We start from the raw sequence: 23,419 nt of genomic DNA, 5'->3' as shown, positions 1-23,419 counted from the left end.
ATTCAAAAAGGAAGTGGTTATATGAGGTTTATAAAAGATAGACGCTATAGAGCTATTGCTATAGTAATATCTATACCTATACTACTTATTGCTCAATACTACCTTTTTAAATTTGGGATCATTAGACCGATGGTTAAGGGAGCAGAAGTTGAGATAGTAGATGGAGATTATATAAAAGATATAGATAAATTTATTATTAAGTTAGATGAAACAGTAACATTATCAAGTGGAAAGTATATAACAATACCTTCATACTCTAAGAAAGCTAATATTTGGTTTAATATATTAGATAAAAGTGGGACATTAAAAATAGAAGGAAATAAGCTAACTGGGGTTAAAGAAGGTATTTCATCAGTTGCAATAATGAAAAATACAAGAATCTTAAAAAAAGCAGATATAAAAGTAGTAGACCCACAGGTCATAGATTTAAAAGTTGATATTGATAATAACTTAAAATATGTGGGAGATAAAGCTACAATAAATTCTGTAATAGAAGTTGATTATGATAAATTCAAAGAAAAAGAAAAAGTTACCTATGAAAGTATGAATGAGAATGTAATCAAGATAAAAGGGAATAAGATAGAAGCTGTAGGAGTAGGAACAGCTAATATTTTAGTTAAAGCTAAGGGACAAGAACAAGTATTTAAGTATAATATCAAAGCTAAAGTAGAGAAAATAGATATAGCTGATGTATTTGAAGTTAAAATTGGTGAAAGTAAAAAATTAAGACCAAATATCATTACAAAGCCTAAAGGTTTAGAAGCTCCAAATATAAAATATGAATTGGTTGAGTCAAAATTACCAGTAGAAAGATCTATAAGTTTATATGCAGATGGAACTGTAGTAGCTATTAAAGAAGGTAGTGAAAAAGTGAAGATTAGTTGTGGAAATAAATCAAAAATTATAACTGTAAATGTAGTTAAAGAATCTATAACAAATAATAAAATAGAAAATCTAATATCAAGTTATGAAATTGTAGATAATAAAGCGGTTATATATTTAGAATGGGATCACTTAAAAGGTGTATATGGATATGATGTATTGGTAAGAAACAATTCTTTACAAGAAAGTGGATTTAGAACATATAAATCAATAAAGGTTAATAATGAAGATACTAATAAGTCTATTAAAATAAAAACAACTATAGAAGTAAACTTAATAGATGGTAAAGTACCAGATTTAAGTGTATACATTATAGGTAAAACTGATGTTGGAACAACAAAACCAAGTAATACTATAGAAATAAAACCTACACAAGATGATATACAAGATGTATCAGTTGAAAATTTATCATATAATGTAGATTATGAAAATAATGTTGCTAGACTTACATGGAACGATTTAAATATTGAAAATGTATCTTACAGTGTATATGTCAAAAATAATATAAATAATGATGGTTTTGTATTACTACAAAATGGAATACAAAACAGTGAGTTTACAATTCCTTTAGGGGATGAAGATATAGATTTAGATGTCTATATAATCGCAAATCAAAATGATAAATACTCAAAACAAAGCAATATAATCAATATAAAAAATAATTAATAAATAAAAAGTAGATTGATTTAAATCAATCTACTTTTTATTTTAAAATATGAAGTTTTAAAAATAGTTTAAAGTCAAAATAAATTCAAGATGAATATTGTAAAACAATGTGCTATAATTTAATCATATAGTCATAAATACTATTAAAAATGGTAAACTTTATAATTATCGGGGGATTTATAAAGATTTATATACATAATTATTTTTTAGGGGATAAAATTTAGCCATATATAGGCGATATGAAATTTTTATATATTTATAAAGGGAGAATAGAGAAATATGTACAAGTATAAAGAATTATTATTTGGATGTCCTATTCCTTTTACTATAATTAGATATGAAGATAATAATTATAGAGTAAAAGAAAGTAATATTAATTTTGAAGAAGATATTTATACGAAGATTAGAGATATAGAGAATAATGATACTATACAAAGTCTAGTAAAAGCTACTATTAAAGATACATCTAAAACTATAAATATAAAAAATATAGATGTTGAATATGAATTGGAGTCACAGAAATTATCAGAAAATGAAGTTATAATATGGTTTAAAATTAAAGAAGAAATAATTAAAGAACAGGCATGTGACATATCACATATGAATTTTTTGTCAAATTTAATTCATGAATTTAAGACACCTCTTAATCTTATATTTAGTTCTATGCAACTTTTAAATAAGAAAATAGACAATGACAATATTTCCAAAGGAGACATAAGTAAATATCTAAATATAATAAATCAAAACTCATATAGAATGCTAAAATTAGTAAATAATATAGTAGACGATAGTAAAATAGACATAGGACATGATGAGTATAATCCGATTAATCATGATATAGTCTCGTTTATAGAAAATATATGCGAATCAATAGATTCTTTTATTAAATTAAATAATATGACTCTAATATTTGATACAGATATAGAAGAATTAGTAGTAGCTTTTGATATGGAAAAAATAGAAAGAATTATTTTAAATCTAATATCAAATGCAATTAAATTTAGAAAAGAAGATGAGGGTAATATTTTACTAAAAATATCAAGTGATGATGAATTTGTAAATATAGCAGTAAAAGATAATGGAATAGGCATATCGAAAGAGAATATAAAAAAAATATTTGGAAAATATGTAAGGCTAAATGATGAAAGAAGTATGATAAAAGAAGGCACGGGAATCGGACTATCTTTAGTAGAATCACTAGTAAAGTTACATAATGGAAGTGTTAGTGTTAATAGTTCATTTGGAAATTGGACGGAATTTATAGTTAAAATACCAAATATTAAATCGAATAAAAAGTTAGAATACTCTATAAATTCAAATGAATTAGACAGAGTAGAGAAAATTAAAATAGAGTTTTCTGATATATATAGTTAAATTAAGAGTATCCCTTTGTAATAATGTGGTTTAAAAATACATATATTTTTATATACTGTATTTCAAGGGAGATGTTAGATTGAGAAGAAGATATGAGCAAATATCGAAAGCATCAAAGGGATTAGCTGAAGAAGCTTTTAAATCATACACAGGAAAAAAAGACTATAAAAGAGCTATAGAAATTTATAGTATATTAGCAACGTATAAGTGTGTTCCTGAGGATATATCGGATTTCTCAAAAAACATGCTTGGTAGGTTGAGCAAAAAAATAGAAGAAAACAAACAGTGATAAAAATCCCGTATATTGTCAATATGCGGGGTTTTTACGTATAAAAACTTGAAAAACGTTTTTCTTTATGTTAGAATTTATTTTAAAATAAAAGTAATTTTTCATCAATGTAAATATTATTGCATTTTGTAAATTATATGAGTAGATAGCAAACATAAGAAAGGGGGAAATGCCAAGAAATATAACTTGGTATTAAAACTTATGAATGAACAAACTAAAATTTCATTAGAAAGAGCATCTCAACTTAAGTCAAGGATAGAGGATTATATTAGTATAAAATCGAGTATACCTAAAGGTATAGAAAAGCAAGAGGAGATAGAAGGTAGAAAGAAAAAAATATTAGAAATATTAGGTGGTAACGAGTCAGATTGGAATAACTACAAGTGGCAATTATCTAATAGAATAACAGATGCAGACACACTAGGTAAGCTGCTTAATTTAACAGAAAAAGAACAAAATCATATAAAAGAAGTTCAAAGCCAATTTAGATGGGCAATATCTCCATACTACTTAAGCTTAATTGATCCAGATGATATATGTGACCCAATAAAGCTAATGTCGATACCAACGTGTATAGAGCTGGATGATGCTCAAGATGACTTAGATCCTATGGGGGAAGAATTTACAAATCCGGCAGGTAGTATAACTAGAAGATATCCAGATAGATTAATAATAAATGTAACAAATGAATGTGCAATGTATTGTAGACATTGTCAAAGAAGAAGAAATATAGGACAAGAAGATTGCCATAGAAGCAAAAAAGTAATACAAGAATCAATCGATTATGTAAGAGAGAATGAAGAGATAAGGGATGTATTAATAACAGGAGGAGATCCATTAACGCTTAAAGATGATATGCTAGAGTGGATAATAAGTGAAATTAGAAGTATACCTCACGTTGATTATATACGACTTGGTACTAGAACATTAGTTACTATGCCTCAAAGAATCACAGATGAGTTTTGTGATATGATAAAAAAATATCATCCAATATATATAAATACTCATTTTAATCACCCAATAGAAATAACAAAAGAAACTAAAGAAGCTTGTGAAAAGCTAGCTAATTCAGGAGTTCCTTTAGGTAATCAAGCAGTTCTTTTAAATGGTATAAATAATGATAAGTACGTAATGCGATGTCTAAATCAAGAGCTATTAAAAATAAGAGTTAAGCCATATTATATATTCCATAGTAAGCATGTAAAAGGGACAAAACATTTTAATACATCAGTAGATGATGGTCTTGAAATAATGGAATATCTAAGAGGATATACATCAGGAATGGCTATACCAACATATATAGTAAATGCTCCAAAGGGAAAAGGTAAAACTCCATTATTACCTCAATACTTAATATCAAAGGGTACTGATTACATGATGATAAGAACTTGGGAAGGTGAAGTTGTAAAAATTGGAGACGAGCCTTCTGTAGACATTAGATCTTTAATAAAAAAGGCTATTGAATAAAATAAAAAGAGTGGATGATATCCACTCTTTTTATTTTACTAATTCAAGGTATCCACTTGGATGGAAGAAGTAAATATCAGAAGTATTTTTATCAACAAAATATCCAATATCAGTATCTACATCAGGTAAAAACACATAACCTTGAAGATTTTTAGATTTTAAAGCATCAAATTGACTTGCATCACCTTGGAAGATGTAATCAACCTTATTATTGTAATTTAAAAGAAGTTGTTTAGCTTCTTCTTGAGTTAATATATGATTTTGTAATATAGATGCATTTTGGTTATTTTCTGCAAATATTAGTTGAGTTACAGGTTTAAATAAAAATAAAGATCCACATAAGATAAATGAAATTATAATTGCTTTTTTCAAATTAAACACCATCTTTCATAATTATATTAAATTTATACCATTTAAGGTACAACTTCTATATATAAATATTACCATAATAGGAAGTATATATAACAGTTACATACTTGTAATTTATAGTTACAATATCGTAATTAATTTATGTAAAAATAAACAGAAGTATAATTAATAACAGCTAATTTAGTAGATATAAAAAATAACCTTACTTATACAGTAAGGTTATTTTTTTAATTATTAATATCTATGTCAATATCAATATTAACATCGCTATCTCTATTTAGATTTTTATGCTTATATTCGATAAATTCAACTAAGTATATTTTTACTACACCGATTATAGGTACAGATAAAATCATACCAGGTATACCGAAAAATCCACCACCCACAGTAACTGCAAGAATAGTTAAGAATGGGCTAAGGCCTAACTGGCCACCTACTATTTTAGGTTCTATTACAGCAACTTCAATCTGTTGAACTAATACTAAATAAGCTAAGGAGAATAAAGCTACAGATGGGTTATAAAATAAATTTATTATAACCACAGGAGCCATACCAAGTACTGGTCCAAAATAAGGTATTAAATTAAAGAAGAACATTAAAGTACCAAATAATAAGGAATACTTAGATTTTAAGAAATAAAGCCCTACTGTAGATAAAAGTGCTACAATAAATGAATCAAGTATTTTACCTGTAAAATATTTTCCGATATTAGAATTTAGAGTTCGTCCAACATCTAATAAAAAGTCTCCATATTTCTTACCAAGTGACACATAAACAACTTTTTTAGAAAAAGATAAAAAGCTTTCCTTTTCTAGTAGAATATAGAAACAAATTATGAATGCTAGTACAAATTGAACTATAAACTTTGTTACAGAGAAGGTTGTATTAAATATTTGACCTATGTACCCAATTAGTAGGTTACTAATCTCAGGCATAGCCGACATAAACTTATCTCCATAATCTTTCAACGTATTAGGATCAACATTTTTTAAACTGTTACCAAGTTCTATAACAAAATCTTGGGTTTTTGAAACATATAAAGGGAATTGACTTACTATATCTGCTAAACTACTTATTATAGCAGGTGCAGTAAATAATACAAATGATACTAATAAAACTGCAATCAAACCATAGGTAATACCTAGTGATACAATTCTTTTTAGTTTTAGCTTATCTTCTAAAAAATTTATAATAGGATTAAATATATACGCTAATATAAAAGCTATTACAAATGGAGTAAGTAGCGATAGAAGTAAGTTAAATACACTGAAAAAATATTGATAGCTATCAATAAGTTTAATCAAAACATATGATATAACTACTGTAACTATAATATTTAAAGAAAACTTTGAACTTTTCAAAATAACACATCCTTATCAATTTATATAGATTTAATTACAATAATATAAAATTTTTATATCAAAAAATTAAATCAATATCAGTATTATACAATAAAAACAGGCTTAGTACATATATATATTAATAGAAAAATTAAATTATATCGGAGGTGATTATTATAGACTTTGAAGTTGTAGTAAAATATAATGGAAATATTTTAAGCCTTGAAGAAGAATTAGGAGTAGATGTAGAGATATTAAGTCCAATATATGCGATTATAACGGCTCAAAATGCAGAGCAAATCAATAACTTACTTTCATATCCACAAATAGAATATATAGAAAAGCCATTTATATTACAAGCACAAGACACTCAAAGTTTTTCAAGTACAGGAATTACAAACTTTAAAAATAGAAGTGGATTAACTGGAAAAGGAACTATACTAGGTATTATAGATTCAGGAATAGATTATACGCTCCCTGTATTTAAAGATAGTAATGGTAATTCTAAGATACTTTACTATTGGGATCAATCTATAACTGGAAATCCTCCAGAAGGATTTAAAGAGGGAATGTTATATACAAATGAAGATATAAATAATGCAATAAATAACCAGGGTACGATTCCAATTTCTCCAACAAGTGCTCATGGAACCCATGTAGCGGGTATATGTTCAGAAATTGCAAATGAGGCAAATATAATAGCTGTAAGAGTTGGAAATAGGTCAACAGATACTTTTTCTAGAAGTACAGAATTTATGAGAGCAATAAAGTTTATTCTTGATAGAGCGCTAGAGCTTAAGATGCCAGTAGCAATAAATATAAGTTATGGAAGTAATGAAGGTTCACATAGAGGACTATCTTTATTTGAACAGTATATTGATGATATGTGCTTATTTTGGAAAAATAATATAGTTGTAGCAGCTGGAAATAATAGAGATAAAGGTGGTCATAAAAGTATTCAATTAACGAACCAAGTTCAGGAAGTAGAATTTATAGTAGGAGAAAATGAAAGAATATTAAATATTAATATATGGCCGAATTTTTCGGATGATTTTAATGTTCAGTTAGTAAATCCATCAAATCAACGAACTCAAATAGTTTCACTTAACTCAGAAGAAGTAAGAAATGTAATAGGTAGTACAAGGATAAAGGGTTATTTTTTCCCGATAGCTCCATATTCACTTACAAGAAGAGTAACATTTCAACTAACATCAGATAGCTCCATAACACCAGGAATATGGAAAATAGTTTTTGAGCCAATAAACATAGTAAGTGGAAATATAAATATATATTTACCAACATCAGAAGGCTTAAGTCCAAATACTAGATTTTTGACACCTACTACGGAATTAACAGTCACAGTCCCGGGAACAGCATCTAGAGTAATAACTGTTGGAAGTTTTAATTCCAGAACTGATATAGTATCAGTATTTTCAGGTGAAGGAGATATTGATTCATGCGTATATAAACCAGATATATTAGCACCTGGAGAGAATATAGTATCATATCTTCCTGGTGGGAATACAGGAGCCCTTAGTGGAACAAGTATGGCAACACCTCATGTTACAGGAGTATGCGCATTATTTTTCCAGTGGGGAATTGTAAATGGAAATGATTTATTTTTATATTCAGCAAGATTAAAGGCACTTCTTTTAAAATCAGCAAGAAGAACTGGAAATTTGGTATATCCAAATGATTCGAGAGGATATGGATTTTTAAATCTATCAACTCTTGAATTAAGTCAGTTAGCTGAACTAAATAAAACACAAGACTATGAGTTTAGAAAAAGAAGAACTAAAAAAGTAAAAAAAAAAATAAAAGTACCAAAGATTACAATGATGAGGCAGAGAAATAACATAGAAGCGGTTAACGTTTTACATGGTCCAAACTTTGAAGAAGAAATAAATTCAATAGTTCCAGGAAATGAATTTTATAAACTAAGTGATGGCTTTGGCGTACTTTTTATAAATGAAAATAATTATTCAGCTCTTCCAGAAATATTATCAGTGCCATCGGTAACAAGATATGAACCAACCACAAGATTAACTTTATTAGGAGATATAACACAAGGAACTGCAAATGGAGTAAATGCAAATGAAGAAATAGGAGTAAACTTCTTTAAAAATAATCCTAATTTATCTTTAACAGGAAGAGGAGTTGCAATAGCTATAATAGGAAGTGGTATAGATTATTTACATCCAGATTTTATTTATGAAGATGGAACGTCAAAGATACTTTATCTATGGGATCAAACTAAAGAGGGAAATCCTCCTAAAGGTTATCTTATAGGAACAGAGTATACTAGAGAACAAATAAATGAAGCTATAGCTCAAAATGATAACACATTATCTGTTGATACAGAAGGCTATGGAACTATGATATCTGGAATATGTGCTGGACTTGGGAAGGTAAATAGAGAGTATGCAGGAGTTGCTGAAGATTCAGATTTAATAGTAGTAAAGATGGATAAAATAAATGGTTTTTACAATAATGCAATGGCTTTTATTGCTACTCAGTATGTATATGAAAAAGCTTTTATTAATAATCTGCCAATAGTTATTGATACAATTTATGGAACTAATAGCTCTGTTGGAGTATCAACTAGAACTATTACTCAGCAAGCTTTTTATTCTAGAGGCCTTTGCCTGGTGACAGCAGCAGGAAACGAAGGGAACACTCAAACACATACAAGTGGAAGAATTTTATTTAAGGGAGATGTTCAAGAAGTTGAATTTGAATTAACTAATAATGAAGAAAATCTTGAAATTCAAGTATGGATAGATAAGCCAGATATAGCTAAAGTGACTATAGTAACACCAACAGGAGAAACAAGCAAAGATGTTGATGTAGCAAATTATTCTAGAATATCAGGAATATTTGATTTAGAGTCAACCGGATACTCAATAACATATATTTATCCAACTACTTATTCAGGCCAACAACAAACAATAATAGGATTAACTAGTGCTAAAAGAGGTGTTTGGAAACTTAGACTTACAGGAGAATATATAACAAATGGTATATTTAATGTATATCTTCCCAATAGAGTATTTATAGACCCTGGAACTAAGTTTAGAAATCCAGACCCAGATGAGACTATAACATATCCAGGAACATATGACGATATTATAACAGTCGGAGCCTACAATACAATAAATAGTAGTTTATGGCAAAGCTCATCAAGGGGGCCATCTATATCAAAGCTACAAAAACCAGATATAGTTGCTCCGGGTGTAAATATAATAGCGCCGTATCCAGGAGGAAAATATGCAACAATTACAGGTACAGCTCCAGCATCAGCATATGCATCAGGTTGTGCTGCTTTATTTTTACAATATGTTTTAGTAGAAAGACGATATCCAGAAAAAGCATTTGTTCAAAAAATAAGAACATATTTTAGAGCTGGTGCAGTTAGAGATAGTAATATTTCATATCCTAATAATAGTTATGGATTTGGTGTTCTTAATATAAGAAATATTTTTGATCAATTAAGGTAAGGAGGAAAATATGGAAACATCATATACCATAATTTATCAAGGGGATATAGTTCAAGCTTTCAGCCAAAATAATATTAGTAAATATATGATTTTAAATGACCAGCTTGCTGTTATATATGTGCCTATGAATTCTAATGAGACAATTCTAAATAGAATACCAGAGGTTGCATGGTGGCAAAGGGAATCGCCATTAAGTTCTTTGATAGAGATAAATGAATCAATAGCAGGAGGAGTGACTGTTACAGCTGCTTCAGGAACAGATTATATATATAATCATCCATATTTAAATGTATCTGGAGCGGGTATATTAGTTGCTACAATAGATTCTGGTATAGATTATTTACATCCAGATTTTATAAGAAATGATGGTACTAGTAGGATAATATCTATTTGGGATCAAGAAAGTGATAAAAATAATCCCCCAGAAGGGATGATATTTGGAAGTGAATTTAGTCAAGAACAAATAAATAAGGCGATAGCAGAGAAAGACCCAACTCTAAGTGTAGATAATATTGGAACAGGAACAATAGCAGCTGGAATAGCTGTAGGAAGTGGTAGATTAAATTCTCTTTATAAAGGTGTAGCAATTAATAGTGAATTAGTAGTTGTTAAGTTAAGACATTATGAGGGAACTTATAAAGAAGGTAGAATAAATTACTTAAATACGGATTTTTTAGCTGCTATAAAGTATGTACTAGATGTATCAAAGAGAGATGATAGATTAGTTATAATAAACTTAACGGTAGCTGATAGATCAAAGTCTGTTATAATAACTAATTTATTAGATACTTTTCCTGATTTGAGCAGTAGAGGAATTATTGTAGTTAGTGGTGCAGGAAATGAAGGAAATACAGATATTCATTATGAAGGAACTTTTAGAAATGAAGCTACACCTCAAGATATAGTTATACAAGTCGGAGAACAAAAAGCACTAGATATTACTGTTGCTGCAAATGGGCCAGGAAAAATTGCTGCAATTTTAATATCGCCATCAGGAGAAATGAGTGACAGAGTAATATATTCTCCTGATATTCAAGTGTATAAAGGTAAATTTAATTTAGAGAATTCAACTTTTGAAATGTTTCTTACTTATCCATGGATTTTTTCTGGGAATGAGGAACTGATGATAAGAATAAGTAATGTAAAACCTGGAATATGGACTTTAAGATTATATTCTGAATTTATGATAACAGGGGATTATGATGTTTATCTTCCTAATAAAAATTTAATAGCTCAAGATACAAGATTTATAGATCCAAAGTCTTATTCGACAATAACATTATATGGAACTACAGAAAATGTAATAACTGTTGGAGCATATAATGATAAAACGACTAGTATGTGGATAGGATCATCAAAAGGTCCAGTAAAGGAAAGATACACAAAACCAGATATAGTAGCTCCAGGAGTTGATATAATATCAACATTTATAAATCAAAATTATGCTAAAGCTACAGGAACAGGAGTAAGTAGTTCTTTAGCAACAGGAGCTTTAGCTCTTTTAATGGACTATATAAGCCAGCAAAGTGCATATGCAAGAAGAGGGCTATTTACGCGAGTCCTTAAAACATACCTAATGCTTGGAGCAACAAAAAAAGACATATATGTTTTTCCAAATAGCTCTCAAGGATATGGAATTTTAAACATACAAAATACAACACAGGCTATTGCAAGGAATCTTTAAATTAATATGAATTGTAAAATAAATAATGGTTAAAACTAATACAAAAGAAAAAAGAGGTGATTACTTTGAATAATGATAAAACTAAAGCACTAAGTGGGGCAAATAATGAAAGGTTAAAAAAACATAGACCAACTAACAATGAATCAACTGCAGCTTGGGCAGATGTAGATAAACTAAAGCCTCACAGTAAAGTTACAATTCCATCTTTAGACAATGTTGAAGAAGCTAAAGATTGGGTAGATAATGGAAGTAGATTATAATATATATAAAATAAAGGTACGTAAGTACCTTTATTTTTCATATAAAAATTGCTAATCACTTGGAATAACTATATATTCTCCAGATTGTACATCATAAGATTTAGATACAAGTCCTTCATTTTCTTTATATATAACTTTCCTAAAATTTTCTATGTCATCAATATTAGTGTTATACTTTTTAATAATGTCATCTAATGTTTCACCTGAAGATACGAGGTGTTTTGTAAGATGTCTATCATTCATAACATCTTTATATGCTTTTTCATATGGTATATCCGCTAATATGGAAAAAGCATCAATATTATCAGCTAAATAATTAAATGTATTATCTAAACAAGTTATATAATTGTAAAATCCATCTTTAAATACTGATCCAAGGCTTTTATTACTATGAGCAGCGGGACCTATAAAAGAAAGTACGATGAGAAAATATAATATATATTTCAAATAATCACCTCCAATTACTATTATTTGTAAAAAATGAAATTTTAGTCATTTAAAAATTACAAGTATAAATAATATGTTGACTAAAATTTTATATGTTGGTATAATCTTGTTAAATAATTGAAATAATATGAAAAATAAAAATAAAGACTATGAAAAGAAGATTAGGTATAAAATGTAGTTTTAGCGAGTTGAGGATGGTGAAAGCTCAATACGAAGTTTATATTGAAGAACATCTTGGAGTCTCTAACCGAAATCATTAAGAGAGTAGACTTAGACGGTAAGTCCCGTTATAGACTATAAGCAAAGCTTAACTAAGAGGTCAATTATTTGACAACTAGGGTGGTACCGCGAAAGTACAGTCTTTCGTCCCTTTTATGGGATGAAGGGCTTTTTTTATTTTATATACAAATAATACGAGGAGGAAAATAAAATGCAAAATCAATTTGTAACAGTAAAAGAGTTATACAGACAAAAAGAAGAATACATTGGAAAAACTGTAAAAGTGGCTGGATGGATAAGAACATCTAGAGCATCTAAGAACTTTGGATTCGTAGAATTAAATGACGGAAGTTTCTTTAAAAATATGCAAGTAGTTTTATCTGATGAAAAATTAGAAAACTTTAAAGAATTAACAAAATTACCTATAAGCTCATCAATACTTGTAGAAGGGGAATTAGTTTCAACTGAAGGAGCTAAGCAACCTGTAGAGATACAAGCTACAAACATAGTGGTAGAAGGTGAGTCAGATAGTTCATATCCACTACAAAAGAAAAGACATACTCTTGAGTATTTAAGAACAATAGCTCATTTAAGACCAAGAAGTAATACTTTCTCAGCTGTATTTAGAGTAAGATCTTTAGCAGCGTACGCTATACATAAGTTCTTCCAAGATAGAAACTTTGTATATGCTCACTCACCAATTATAACAGGAAGTGACTGTGAAGGTGCTGGGGAAATGTTTAGATTAACAACTATGGATTTAACTAACATACCTACTACTGAAGATGGAAAAGTTGACTATAGCAATGATTTCTTTGGAAAAGAAGCAAATTTAACAGTTTCTGGTCAATTAAATGCCGAAATAATGGCATTAGCATTTAGAAATGTTTATACATTTGGACCAACATTTAGAGCTGAAAACTCATTTACACAAAGACATGCTTCAGAATTCTGGATGATAGAGCCTGAAATATGCTTTGCTGACTTAGAAGATAATATGGAACTTGCTGAAGATATGATAAAATACGTTATAAACTACGTAATGGAAAATGCTCCAGAAGAAATGGAATTCTTCAACAGTTTTATAGATAAAGGGTTATTAGATAGATTAAATAATGTAGTAAACTCAGAATTTACTAGACTTACTTACACTAGAGCAGTCGAAATGTTACAAGAATCAGGTTATGAATTTGAATACCCAGTTAAGTGGGGAGATGATCTTCAAACTGAACATGAAAGATATTTAACTGAACAAATATTTAAAGCACCAGTGTTTGTTACTGATTATCCAAAAGATATAAAAGCATTTTACATGAGAATGAATGAAGATGGAAAAACAGTTAGAGCTATGGACTTACTAGTACCAGGAGTAGGAGAAATAGTTGGTGGTTCTCAAAGAGAAGAAAGAGAAGAAAAATTACTTGAAAGAATAGATGAAATGGGATTAAATAAAGAAGATTACTGGTGGTACTTAGAACTTAGAAAGTTCGGAACAGCTACTCACTCAGGATTCGGTTTAGGATTTGAAAGAATAATAATGTATATGACTGGTATGGCAAATATAAGAGACGTAATACCATTCCCAAGAACTCCAAAGAACGCAGAATTTTAATATATTAAAAGCCCCTAAATTTTAGGGGCTTTTTGCATTGAAAATAGTAACAAAATAGACACTAAAATATAATTATTAAAAAATAATAGTATGAATATCTTATAAGTGTACACTATGTTAAATAGTAAAAATTTATTGGAGTGTGATAAATTGAAAAAAATAATATTTGTATTAATAATTTTATTAGGTGTTTATCTTTATAATTCTGATTTAAAAGAAGGGATATTTAATGAAAATATATCTAAAGAAACTAAAGTATTAAATCAGCAAATAAATAAAACTACTGATGAAATTAAATTTAATATAAAAAATCTTGAAAAGATAAAATTAGGAGATAGTAAAGAATATCTAGTAAGTTTAATTGGAAGTCCGGATAGAATTGATAATAGTGAATATACCTTTAGTTGGTATGTATATAATAGATATGAAAAAGATTTTGCAATGATTGGGATAGAAGGAGAAAAAGTAGTTGCAATTTATAGTAATTCTATAAATTCTATTGAATTAGAAAATATAAAAATAAATGACAATAAAGAATTTGTAAGAAAAAATTACAAGCCATTAGAATATAAGAAAAAAGGAAATACTAGATACATAATAAATTCTAATGACCAATATGACATAATCAATATAGGTAATAAATATATTACTGTATTTTATGATATTTATGAAAATAACAGAGTACGCTCATATCAAGTTGTATCAGAACAAGCGGAAGAAAGTTTAAATGGAATGTATCCAAAAGGTAGTGAAGATCTTAAGAGAAGCTTTGAATTGCAAACTATAGATTTAGTTAATAGTACTAGACTGCAAAATGGATTAAATTCTTTAAAATACAGTGAAAAGGCAACTTTAAGTTCTAGATATCATAGTGAAGATATGATGGAAAAAAAATATTTTGATCATGTAAATAAAAATAATGAAAGTCCTTTTGACAGAATGAAAAAGCAAGGAATATTTTACATGGGAGCCGGAGAAAATATCGCAGCAGGTCAAACTAGTGCAGTATATGCACATGAAGCGTGGATGAATTCTGAGGGTCATAGAAAAAACATTTTAGGGGATTATAAATATATAGGAGTAGGTGTAGTATTTGGAGGTCATTATACTATATATTATACTCAGAATTTCTATATATAGATAAAGGAATGAAAGGAAGTCATTATCATGAGACATAATAAAAAAAGTAAAGCATTAGTAGCAATATTAAGTTTAACATTTATTCTAGGCTTAAGTTTATCTGTATATGCAGTTAAAGATGAAGAAGTATTTGTAAGAAATGGATCTAGAGATAAAAAACTTATAGCTCTTACATTTGATGATGGACCACACCCTAAAGAAACAAATCAAGTTTTAGATGTTCTAAAAAAATATGATGTAAAAGCAACTTTCTTTATTGCAGGAAAGCATGCTAATTGGTATACAGATCCACTAATTAGAGCAAATAAAGAAGGACATGAAATAGGTAATCATACTTTTAGTCATCCAGATATAAGTAACTTAAGTAGTTCACAAATTGAAGAAGAAATATTAAAATGTGAAGAAACTTTAATGAAGCACATAGGTAAAAAAACAACTTTATTTAGACCTCCATTTGGAAGTTATAATGAAAAATCATTATCTGAAATAGCTAAAAAATTAGGATACAAAATTGTTTTATGGACTACTGTTGATGCAAAGGATTGGAAAAATCCACCGCCATCTCAAATCTCAGATACTATAGTGAATAATGTGAAAAATGGTGATATAGTATTATTACATGATTACGCTACTGATAATACTGTTGAAGCACTAGATTTATTAATACCGAAAATGATAGAAAAAGGTTTTAAATTTGTAACAGTATCAGAATTAATAAACAATTAAAAAAGAGTCTCTATAATAGAGACTCTTTTTTAATTGTTTATTAAATTTTAAATATAAGTTAAATATATTTAATTTAAGTAAAAGAAGTAATATAGGAAAATTTATAAGAATATATATACGGTATAGAACAATAAACCAGTTTTATATTATTTCTATATTCTACATAATATATTTTAATATATAAAACATAAAACATTTTAAGGGGAAATTAATATATTATATAGTAAGACTATCTTGAAAAGGATTGATTAAATGTATAATAAAATTTATGAGAGAAAAGAATTTATGATATTCCAAGTGAAAGAAGGTTATATAGTATATAATACCAAAAAAAGTTTTCAAGAAGGTCACACCCATCTTAAGCACTTTGAAGCTGCTAAAACAGCTATAGATTTAGTAATAAATAAAAAAGTTCCAAAGAGTACAGATGGTTATTACTTATCTAGTTTAATAAGAATAAGTGATGATGATAAGTATATAAGCAAAATTAATGAATTAATAAAAGCTAGAGAACAAAAAGGAAAAAAAGACAAGTATTATAATTCTGGATATAAAATAGCGAAGAGAAGCATATAGCTTCTCTTTGTTTTGTTATTTATAAAGATTAGGGGGAGTTAAATTATCAAAAGATATATCTCTATGAATTAAGTAACTACAAATACCATCTTTATCATATTGCTTAAGTTTTTTTATAGCTTCCTGCTTTGACATAGGAGGAGATATAGATTTAGTATCTGATCTTATAATAATGTATTTATCCATTTTTTAACCTCCAAAAATGAGATGTTTGTTAGTTAGTTTTTGTACAAAATGAATAAATATACTATGTGAGTTAGTTGTAATTTTTTGAAAAAATAACTTCGTTGACATACATTTCTAAAAGACTATATAATTAAAAATATATAGCTAATATATATAGTCAATATATGATTGAAAAAGTTTATATATGAAAAAAAATGTATATAAAAAATTTAACACTAAAAGCAAAACCAGGGGGGAAATAGAAATGATACTTATGATAGATAACTACGATTCGTTTGTTTATAACTTAGTTCAATATATTGGTGAATTAGGAGAAGAGGTAGTAGTAAAGAGAAATGATGAAGTAAGTATAGAAGATATTGAAAAGTTAAATCCAGAAATAATAATTTTATCTCCTGGACCTTGCTCGCCGAAAGAGTCAGGTATATGTATAGATGTAGTAAATGAATTTAAAGGTAAAAAACCAATACTTGGAATTTGTTTAGGTCATCAAACTATAGGACATGTATTTGGTGGAAATGTTATTAAAGCAAGTGAGCCAGTTCATGGAAAAGTACATAGCATAAAACATAATAATAAAGGTGTATTTGAAGGGTTAAAAAATCCTTTAAATGTAACTAGATACCATTCATTAATAATAGATGAAAATAACTTACCAGAAGAACTAGAAGTAACAGCTATGACCAATAAAAATGAAATAATGGGGATTAGACATAAAAAATACCTAATAGAAGGTGTACAATTTCACCCAGAAGCTATTTTATCAGAACAAGGGCATGAAATACTTAAAAACTTTATAGAAAAAGCAAGAACTAAGGTGGGTGATTAATATGATAAAAGAGATAAAAACTAGTTTAAATTCTTTTGAAATATTTACAATATTTAAAGATGAGAAAGATAGTTTTATATTAGATAGTGCGATGGATTCTAAAAAATTAGGAAGATATTCATTTATAGGAAGTAATCCATTTAAAGTATTAAAATATAAAAATAGTGAAAATAATCCACTTGATAACTTACAAATAGAATTAGATAAGTATAAAGTGGAAAATAATACACATCTTCCATTTATAGGAGGAGCTGTAGGATATTTATCATACGATTTAGGTAATTATATAGAAAAGCTTCCTAGGACTGCTATTGATGATACTAATGTATATGATTTATATTTTGGCCTATACGATCATGTAATAGCAATAGATCACTTAGAAGAAAAAACATATATAGCTACACCTGATTTAGATTTAAATAAAGAAGAAAAAATAATAATTGAAATAGAAAAAAAGATAGTAGAAGCCCACAATTTAGGCATAGATAAAATTTGTTATGAAGAAAAAGAAGTTGAACCTATCAAATTAAAATCCAATTTTACTAAGTCGGAATTTGAAGAGGCAGTTAGAAACGTGCAAAATTACATAAAACAAGGTGACATTTATCAAGCTAATCTAACACAAAGATTTAGTGGAAAAACAAACTTATCAAGCTTTGAATTATATAGAGACTTAAGAAGAGTTAGTCCTGCACCATTTGGAGCATTTTTAAACTTTGAACAAAGTAATATCCTATCAAATTCACCAGAACGATTCATAAAATGCATAAATAAAAAAATTGAGACAAGACCGATAAAAGGTACAAGACCAAGGGGTAAAACTATAGAAGAAGATTTAAGACTTCAGGAAGAATTAGTTAATAGTGAAAAAGACAGAGCGGAACTACTTATGATAGTTGATTTAGAAAGAAATGATATAGGAAGAGTATCAAAAATAGGTAGTGTAAAGGTACCAGAATTATTTGTAATAGAGCCATATGCAAATGTAAACCATCTAGTTGCGACAGTAGTAGGAGAACTAAAAGGTAACAAAAGCTGTGTAGATATTATAAAAGCAACATTTCCTGGAGGATCTATAACAGGAGCTCCAAAAATTAGAGCTATGGAAATTATAGATGAATTAGAGCCTACTCAAAGAAATGTGTATACAGGCTCTATAGGTTATATTGGATTTAATGGAGATATGGACTTAAATATTGCAATAAGAACAGTTATCAAACAAAATAATGATGTATACTTCCAAGTTGGAGGAGGGATGACTTGGGACTCAAACCCTGAAGATGAGTATCAAGAAACTCTAGATAAAGCAAAGTCTATAATGAAAGCATTAAGAGGATATTATGAAGAATGATTTATCTTTTGAAAGTAGCTTAGCTAAATTTGGTATCGGATTGTTTGAAACTATTAAAGTAAAAGAAGGTAAAGCGAACTTAAGTTTACATATGGATAGGATATTTAATTCTATAAAAGAATTAAATATTAATATAAATTATAAAAGAGAGTTCTTAGAGTTTGAAATCTTAAATTATATAAAAGAACATAATATTTGTAATAAAGCATTAAGATTAACTATATTTGATGAAGGATATAATATATCAACTAGAGAGATACCTTATAATGATAAAAGTTATGAACAAGGATTTAAGTTAAATATTTCGCCTATAGAAAGAGGAAATAGTATACTTTATAAGCATAAAACAACTAATTATTTTGAAAATATATATACTAAAAATTATGCAAATAATTATGGATTTAATGATGGTATATTTACGGATATGAATAACTACATATTAGAGTGCTCTATGAGTAATATATTCTTCATAAAAGAGAATGTTTTATATACTCCAAGTAATGATTTACCAATATTAAACGGAACAACAAAAAGAAGGATTTTAGAGGTTTGTGACGAATTTAACATAACAGTAAGAGAATCTCTTATAAAGATAGAAGAAATTAAAAACTTTGACTTTGTATTTGTGACAAATGCTCTTATGGGAGCTATGAAGGTTATACAAATAGAAGACATTATTTACGATGAAAAAAATCAATTATTTGAAAAAATACTAACTTATTTAAATGAAAGTTAGTGGAGAGAAAAAATGAAAAGTAAGATTTATGAAATATATAAAGAAGAAGTAAAAAATATAATAAAGAATGAAAATACACAAGCGATTTTTTTAGTAGGTTCTGCAAAATTATATGATTTGAGCTTAGAAGATACTAAGATCAATGATATTGATATATTTGTGTTTTCAAATCAAGATAAGAATCAAATAAGGGTAATAAAAGAAGTACAGGGGATAGAGTTTGATATAAATTATTTTTCAAAAGATGGAGTAAAATATTTTGTAAATAGTAAAGAATACTTTTTTTTAAATGAAATGAAAGATGCTAAAATTATATATGATAAAAATAATATATCTGAGAGTTTAATTAGTTTATGTAAATCAAAGTATACAGAGGGTCCAAATGAACTATCAAAAGAAGAAAAATCATTTTTAAAATCCGAAATAGAGTCTAAAATTCAAAGGTTAAGGATTAAAGAAGCATACCAAAATTATGAATATGAGTTTTTGACTAATTTATATTTAAAAGATATAATAGTTGGGTATTTTAGTATAAATAATAAGTGGATTCCAAAGGATAAAAAATTGATTAAAACTTTAAAAAAAGAAAATGAAGAACTCTTTAACTTAATACAAAATATATACAAAAATTATAGATATGAAGATTTATTGAATGTTTATAATTATGTTTTTGATAATATACAAATAAGTAAAAATATGAAGATAACTTACTAATACGGGGGTTAAGCCAATGAGCAAAGTAGATAAAGATAAAATAAGAAATGCAGTCAGAGATATATTAGAAGCTATAGGAGAAGATCCTAATAGAGAAGGATTAATAGATACACCAGATAGAGTAGCTAGAATGTATGAGGAGATATTTGCAGGACTTCACCAAGATCCAAAAGATCATTTAAAGGTTGTTTTCCAAGAAGAAAAACATGAAGAATTAGTTATAGTAAAAGATGTTCCTTTCTATTCATGCTGTGAACATCATATAGTACCGTTCTTTGGAAAGGCTCATATAGCATATTTACCTAAAGATGGTAGATTAACAGGACTTTCTAAACTTGCTAGAGTAATAGAAACGCTAGCAAAGAGACCTCAATTACAAGAAAGAATAACTAAAGATGCAGCAGATATAATAATGGAAGAATTACAGCCATACGGTGTAGTAGTTGTTGTAGAAGCAGAACATATGTGTATGACAATGAGAGGTGTTAAAAAGCCAGGGTCTAAAACTATAACATCAGCTGTAAGAGGTATATTTGAAAAAGATATAGCAGTAAGAGCAGAAGCTATGAGTTTAATAAATATGAGATAGTTAAATAGGAGAATAGATAAAATGTTTGATTATGGTAAGAAGACTTATATAATGGGAATACTAAATGTTACTCCTGATAGCTTTTCTGACGGAGGAAACTTTAATAGCGTAGAAACTGCTATAAAGCATGCTAAAGATATGATAAATGAAGGAGCAGATATGATAGACTTAGGTGGAGAATCAACTAGACCAGGTCATAAATATGTAGATGAAGATGAAGAATTAAGAAGAATAATACCAGTAATAAAAGAACTTAAAAAAGAAGTAAAAGTACCAATATCAGTAGATACTTATAAATCAAAAGTTGCAGATAGTGCACTTGAATTAGGTGTTGAAATGATAAATGATATATGGGGTTTAAGAAAAGATGAAAATATGGCAAATGTAATTGCCAAACATGATGCACACGTTTGTATAATGCACAACCAAGACGGAACTGAATACGATAAGGATATAATGGAATCTATAAAGGAGTTCTTGACTGAAAGTATTGAGATTGGAATAAATGCAGGCATAGATAAAGAAAAAATAGTACTAGACCCAGGAATTGGATTTGGAAAAACAGTTGAACAGAATCTAGAAGTATTAAAAAGATTAGATGAACTAAATGAATTAGGATACCCTATACTTCTTGGAACATCAAGAAAGTCTGTAATAGGAAATGTATTAAATGTTGAACCAAAGGAAAGAGTTGAAGGAACTATAGCTACAACTGTTTTAGGTATTAGAGATGGAGTAGACATAGTTAGGGTTCATGATATAAAAGAAAATTTAAGAGCGGCTAAAATGGCAGATGCCATATATAGAAGGTAGGAATGTATGGATAAAATATTATTAAATAATTTAGGATTTTATGGATATCATGGAGTTTTAAAAGAAGAAAATGTATTAGGTCAAAAATTTTTCATAGATATGGAACTTTACTTAGACACAAGAGAAGCAGGAAATACTGACGATATGACTAAATCGGTTAGTTATGCAGATGTATATGAAGTAGTAAAAGATATAGCAGAAAATAAAAGATTTAATTTAATTGAAAGTTTAGCTGAAAATATATCAAATGAAGTACTCTCAAAATTTGAACTTATAAAAGAAGTAATGGTTAGAGTTAAAAAACCTGAAGCTCCAGTAAATGGTATATATGATTACTTTGGAGTAGAAATAAGGAGAGCAAAGTATGAATAAAGCTTACCTAGGACTAGGAACTAATATGGGAGATAGACTAGAGTATATAAGTAGTGCTTGTGAGATATTATCAAATAATAATAATATAGAGATTACAAATAAGTCAAAATTATATGAAACAAAAGCATGGGGATATACAGATCAAGCAGATTTTTTAAACTTATGTTTAGAGATAGAAACTTCTTTAGATGAATATGGGCTATTAAAAGTTTGCCAAGAAGTTGAGCAAAAGTTAAATAGAGAGAGAATAATAAGATGGGGACCCAGAACTATAGATGTTGATATATTATTTTTTAATGATATAATATTAAACAATGAAAATTTATCTCTGCCTCATCCAAGAATAAGTGAGAGAGCATTTGTGCTTATACCCCTGATGGATTTAAATCAAAATCTTTTTATAAAGGGAAAAGTAATAAGTGAGTACTTAAACTCTTTGACGAATGAGGAAAGAGACGAAGTAAAGGAGTATATAGGTGATGAAAAAAAACCTATTTAATGAAAATTTAAAATTTGAAATAGATAGTAATGGAAATAAACTAATAGTAAAAGAAAATAAGCTTATAATGGCGGGACCATGTGCTATTGAAAGTTACGAACAGTTATTAGAGACAGCTAAATTTGTTAAAAGTAAGGGAGCAAACATATTAAGAGGTGGAGCTTACAAACCAAGAACATCTCCTAATTCGTTCCAAGGATTAAAGGAAGAAGGACTTGAAATATTAAAATCAGTAAAACAAGAAACTGGTCTAGCTGTAATAACTGAGCTAATGGACGTAAGAGAAATGGACAAGTTATGCGAAGTTGCAGATATAATTCAAATAGGTTCAAGGAATATGCAAAACTTCACATTATTAACTGAAGTTGGAAAACAAAATAAACCTGTTATGTTAAAAAGAGGTTTAAGTTCTACAATTAGTGAATGGATAGGAGCAGCAGAATATATAGCTATAGAAGGTAATCAAAATATTATAATGTGTGAGAGAGGTATAAGAACATATAATGATTATACTAGAAACACATTAGACTTAGCAGCAGTTCCTATAATTCAAAAAGAAACTGGACTTCCTGTAATAGTAGATCCTTCTCATGCATGTGGAATTAGATATTTAGTAAAACCAATGTCTATAGCTGCACTTGCAGCTGGTGCTGATGGAATAATGGTTGAAGTACATCCAGACCCTATCAATGCATTATCTGATGGAATGCAATCACTTCATTTTAATGAATTTGAAGATTTAATGAATTCTATAAAATAAAAAGAGGCTATAGCCTCTTTTT

24 protein-coding genes and 1 other annotated feature are annotated in these 23,419 nt (G+C 28.0%); of the genes, 20 read left to right on the top strand and 4 right to left on the bottom strand.

Annotation, left to right across the window (positions count from 1 at the left end):
• Positions 1-21 precede the first annotated feature (21 nt).
• The 4 genes from JNUCC81_RS13450 to eam all read left to right on the top strand — a co-directional run bounded on the left by JNUCC81_RS13450 (position 22) and on the right by eam (position 4,678).
• On the top strand, positions 22-1,548 hold the full coding sequence (locus JNUCC81_RS13450; RefSeq protein ID WP_454093946.1) for a hypothetical protein: 1,527 nt from the start codon (positions 22-24) through the stop codon (positions 1,546-1,548).
• A gap of 279 nt (positions 1,549-1,827) precedes the next feature.
• Entirely contained in the window at positions 1,828-2,922 is a 1,095-nt protein-coding gene (locus JNUCC81_RS13445) for a sensor histidine kinase (protein ID WP_454093945.1), read from the top strand.
• A 79-nt stretch (positions 2,923-3,001) separates the two neighbouring features.
• The gene (locus JNUCC81_RS13440) at positions 3,002-3,211 is read left to right on the top strand and encodes a hypothetical protein (protein WP_208333458.1); all 210 of its coding nucleotides are present in this window, start codon (positions 3,002-3,004) and stop codon (positions 3,209-3,211) included.
• A 201-nt stretch (positions 3,212-3,412) separates the two neighbouring features.
• Complete coding sequence (gene eam / locus JNUCC81_RS13435; RefSeq protein ID WP_454093944.1) at positions 3,413-4,678, top strand: glutamate 2,3-aminomutase; 1,266 nt, start codon at positions 3,413-3,415, stop codon at positions 4,676-4,678.
• 30 nt (positions 4,679-4,708) lie between these two features.
• On the opposite strand, the gene JNUCC81_RS13430 is transcribed toward eam, so the two are convergent.
• Positions 4,709-5,050: a hypothetical protein gene (locus JNUCC81_RS13430; protein ID WP_208333456.1), complete on the bottom strand. Its 342-nt coding sequence runs from the start codon at positions 5,048-5,050 to the stop codon at positions 4,709-4,711.
• Positions 5,051-5,274: 224 nt separating this feature from the next.
• Positions 5,275-6,408, bottom strand: a complete 1,134-nt coding sequence (locus JNUCC81_RS13425; protein ID WP_454093943.1) for an AI-2E family transporter — start codon at positions 6,406-6,408, stop codon at positions 5,275-5,277.
• Positions 6,409-6,554: 146 nt separating this feature from the next.
• On the opposite strand from JNUCC81_RS13425, the gene cspBA reads away from it, so the two are divergent.
• Genes cspBA through JNUCC81_RS13410 form a run of 3 tightly spaced genes read left to right on the top strand, consistent with a single transcriptional unit; the run spans position 6,555 to position 11,828 of the window.
• Positions 6,555-9,884, top strand: coding sequence for a bifunctional germination protease/germinant receptor pseudoprotease CspBA (cspBA, locus tag JNUCC81_RS13420; RefSeq protein ID WP_454093942.1), 3,330 nt, complete (start codon positions 6,555-6,557; stop codon positions 9,882-9,884).
• A 10-nt stretch (positions 9,885-9,894) separates the two neighbouring features.
• On the top strand, positions 9,895-11,568 hold the full coding sequence (gene cspC / locus JNUCC81_RS13415; protein ID WP_454093941.1) for a bile acid germinant receptor pseudoprotease CspC: 1,674 nt from the start codon (positions 9,895-9,897) through the stop codon (positions 11,566-11,568).
• A gap of 56 nt (positions 11,569-11,624) precedes the next feature.
• Entirely contained in the window at positions 11,625-11,828 is a 204-nt protein-coding gene (locus JNUCC81_RS13410) for a CDIF630_02480 family spore surface protein (RefSeq protein ID WP_454093940.1), read from the top strand.
• A 51-nt stretch (positions 11,829-11,879) separates the two neighbouring features.
• Here JNUCC81_RS13410 and JNUCC81_RS13405 read toward each other — a convergent pair whose 3' ends face one another.
• The gene (locus JNUCC81_RS13405) at positions 11,880-12,275 is read right to left on the bottom strand and encodes a hypothetical protein (RefSeq protein WP_454093939.1); all 396 of its coding nucleotides are present in this window, start codon (positions 12,273-12,275) and stop codon (positions 11,880-11,882) included.
• A gap of 140 nt (positions 12,276-12,415) precedes the next feature.
• Positions 12,416-12,649, top strand: a binding site (T-box leader).
• A 56-nt stretch (positions 12,650-12,705) separates the two neighbouring features.
• On the opposite strand from JNUCC81_RS13405, the gene asnS reads away from it, so the two are divergent.
• The 4 genes from asnS (at position 12,706) to JNUCC81_RS13385 (ending at position 16,548) form a co-directional block, all read left to right on the top strand.
• Positions 12,706-14,106: an asparagine--tRNA ligase gene (gene asnS, locus JNUCC81_RS13400; protein WP_454093938.1), complete on the top strand. Its 1,401-nt coding sequence runs from the start codon at positions 12,706-12,708 to the stop codon at positions 14,104-14,106.
• 150 nt (positions 14,107-14,256) lie between these two features.
• The gene (locus JNUCC81_RS13395) at positions 14,257-15,246 is read left to right on the top strand and encodes a CAP-associated domain-containing protein (RefSeq protein ID WP_454093937.1); all 990 of its coding nucleotides are present in this window, start codon (positions 14,257-14,259) and stop codon (positions 15,244-15,246) included.
• A 27-nt stretch (positions 15,247-15,273) separates the two neighbouring features.
• Entirely contained in the window at positions 15,274-15,972 is a 699-nt protein-coding gene (locus JNUCC81_RS13390) for a polysaccharide deacetylase family protein (RefSeq protein WP_454093936.1), read from the top strand.
• Positions 15,973-16,224: 252 nt separating this feature from the next.
• Positions 16,225-16,548 carry a hypothetical protein gene (locus tag JNUCC81_RS13385; protein WP_208333579.1) on the top strand — a complete coding sequence of 108 codons (324 nt, stop codon included), beginning with the start codon at positions 16,225-16,227 and terminating at the stop codon, positions 16,546-16,548.
• Between the two features lie 15 nt (positions 16,549-16,563).
• Here JNUCC81_RS13385 and JNUCC81_RS13380 read toward each other — a convergent pair whose 3' ends face one another.
• Positions 16,564-16,734 carry a hypothetical protein gene (locus JNUCC81_RS13380; protein WP_454093935.1) on the bottom strand — a complete coding sequence of 57 codons (171 nt, stop codon included), beginning with the start codon at positions 16,732-16,734 and terminating at the stop codon, positions 16,564-16,566.
• 244 nt (positions 16,735-16,978) lie between these two features.
• Here JNUCC81_RS13380 and JNUCC81_RS13375 point away from each other — a divergent pair, with 244 nt between their 5' ends.
• Genes JNUCC81_RS13375 through aroF form a run of 9 tightly spaced genes read left to right on the top strand, consistent with a single transcriptional unit; the run spans position 16,979 to position 23,397 of the window.
• Positions 16,979-17,563, top strand: coding sequence for an anthranilate synthase component II (locus JNUCC81_RS13375; RefSeq protein WP_454093934.1), 585 nt, complete (start codon positions 16,979-16,981; stop codon positions 17,561-17,563).
• Position 17,564: 1 nt separating this feature from the next.
• Positions 17,565-18,914 (top strand): aminodeoxychorismate synthase component I, encoded by a 1,350-nt coding sequence (gene pabB, locus JNUCC81_RS13370; RefSeq protein WP_454093933.1) that lies wholly within the window; start codon positions 17,565-17,567, stop codon positions 18,912-18,914.
• Positions 18,904-19,650, top strand: coding sequence for an aminotransferase class IV (locus JNUCC81_RS13365; protein ID WP_454093932.1), 747 nt, complete (start codon positions 18,904-18,906; stop codon positions 19,648-19,650). Before pabB ends, JNUCC81_RS13365 begins: the two co-directional genes overlap by 11 nt.
• Positions 19,651-19,662: 12 nt before the next feature.
• The gene (locus JNUCC81_RS13360) at positions 19,663-20,364 is read left to right on the top strand and encodes a hypothetical protein (protein ID WP_454093931.1); all 702 of its coding nucleotides are present in this window, start codon (positions 19,663-19,665) and stop codon (positions 20,362-20,364) included.
• Between the two features lie 16 nt (positions 20,365-20,380).
• Positions 20,381-20,953 (top strand): GTP cyclohydrolase I FolE, encoded by a 573-nt coding sequence (gene folE / locus JNUCC81_RS13355; RefSeq protein ID WP_454093930.1) that lies wholly within the window; start codon positions 20,381-20,383, stop codon positions 20,951-20,953.
• 21 nt (positions 20,954-20,974) lie between these two features.
• Complete coding sequence (folP, locus tag JNUCC81_RS13350; protein WP_454093929.1) at positions 20,975-21,766, top strand: dihydropteroate synthase; 792 nt, start codon at positions 20,975-20,977, stop codon at positions 21,764-21,766.
• Positions 21,767-21,772: 6 nt separating this feature from the next.
• Complete coding sequence (gene folB / locus JNUCC81_RS13345) at positions 21,773-22,138, top strand: dihydroneopterin aldolase (protein ID WP_208333587.1); 366 nt, start codon at positions 21,773-21,775, stop codon at positions 22,136-22,138.
• Positions 22,131-22,637 carry a 2-amino-4-hydroxy-6-hydroxymethyldihydropteridine diphosphokinase gene (folK, locus tag JNUCC81_RS13340; RefSeq protein ID WP_454093928.1) on the top strand — a complete coding sequence of 169 codons (507 nt, stop codon included), beginning with the start codon at positions 22,131-22,133 and terminating at the stop codon, positions 22,635-22,637. Before folB ends, folK begins: the two co-directional genes overlap by 8 nt.
• Positions 22,618-23,397, top strand: a complete 780-nt coding sequence (gene aroF / locus JNUCC81_RS13335) for a 3-deoxy-7-phosphoheptulonate synthase (protein WP_454093927.1) — start codon at positions 22,618-22,620, stop codon at positions 23,395-23,397. The genes folK and aroF overlap by 20 nt, the downstream gene beginning before the upstream one ends.
• The last annotated feature ends 22 nt before the right edge of the window (positions 23,398-23,419 follow it).

Source organism: Faecalimicrobium sp. JNUCC 81, from assembly GCF_053667625.1.
Note: the sequence above shows the minus strand (reverse complement) of the source record. Positions and strands in the feature narration are given on the sequence as shown.